This is a genomic window from Ruegeria sp. CH6 (assembly GCF_056537005.1).
The window spans coordinates 1-1,017 of record NZ_JBQFQS010000056.1 but is presented as its reverse complement, the minus strand read 5'-3'; the positions used below and the strand labels follow the sequence as shown (position 1 = coordinate 1,017).

At 51.0% G+C, this 1,017-nt stretch carries 2 protein-coding genes; both read left to right on the top strand.

Annotated features, from left to right (window positions below; translation table 11 throughout):
* The first annotated feature begins 203 nt into the window (after positions 1–203).
* Complete coding sequence (locus tag ACR0CW_RS23165; RefSeq protein WP_480789588.1) at positions 204–566, top strand: hypothetical protein; 363 nt, start codon at positions 204–206, stop codon at positions 564–566.
* Between the two features lie 208 nt (positions 567–774).
* Positions 775–984, top strand: coding sequence for a hypothetical protein (locus ACR0CW_RS23160; protein WP_480789587.1), 210 nt, complete (start codon positions 775–777; stop codon positions 982–984).
* The last annotated feature ends 33 nt before the right edge of the window (positions 985–1,017 follow it).

The following is a 1,017-nucleotide window of genomic DNA, read 5'->3' as shown; positions in this document are numbered from 1 at the left end:
GCCTCGCCTCTATGACGGCCAGCGCGGACCGCGATATGCGCACCAGTCAGATCAAGTGGTGCATCCGTCGCCTCATCTGTCACATGTACAAGGATGTCCAGGGAATCGTATTCGTATATCTTTGTCATACCACGTCTCTCCAAAACCCATTCACAGCAATAGGGCGTTGCCAGATGCCGGTGATGGCGTTCGCCAAGTTCTATATGACGTATAACAAAGACAAGATGGGTAACTCACGGAACTGGCCATTTCATTGGATACCGGAACACGCTGGCGTTCAGATCGACGAGAACTCCGAGGACAAAGAGGCGTTCATCCATCTCAAAAGCATCGAGAACCCGGAAACCGAAGACGTACATATTGCTTTGCGCCCGGACTTTATCGGCATTCTTCGCGAGAATTCGGTTGGTTGGAAATCGATCATCGTTCATGAGCGCGAGGATCAGGTCATGATGGCCGATGGAACGATGATCCGCATCGACCTGTTCGGCTCTGTAGTGCGCTGCTCTGAAGATGACGAAACCGAGGTCAGCCATCTGGCTGAGACCCGCAAGTGGACTAGTTAGGCGGTTTCTTTCATGTCGCTCTGGGGAGATGACTTCGCGACGACTATCGTTGGTCCGTAAACGAGGCAACGATTCATGAAAGGTCTTACTGTAGTAGCATCTCTATTGGTCATGACCGAGGCCGATCTGGCTGCAGAGGAAGCACGTATTTTGCTTGCTCAGGAGATTGAACAGACGTCTGAGACGTTGATGGTTCAAGGCGGTAAATATGAGGCAATTGATTCTAAGCTACATCGAGGTCGAGGGCTGTAAACTGACAGCCAGGATCGAGGAAGATGGTTCCAATGGTTTGCGGGTTCGCGGATTGATGTTTGATCTTGCTCGAACTGTTATTCCCGAATCCGAGGATCCAATAACAACAATTAGAGCGCGTCTGGCTCAATTGGTTTCATATCCTGCGGCCTGGAAGAAGTTGTAGCACTCGTCTGGGGTGAACATGTCGCAGACTGCG

Bases quoted from the DNA above. Each gene is read 5' to 3' on its own strand.
- ACR0CW_RS23165 (WP_480789588.1), top strand. From the start codon at position 204: ATGACGTATAACAAAGACAAGATGGGTAACTCACGGAACTGGCCATTT.
- ACR0CW_RS23160 (WP_480789587.1), top strand. From the start codon at position 775: ATGAGGCAATTGATTCTAAGCTACATCGAGGTCGAGGGCTGTAAACTG.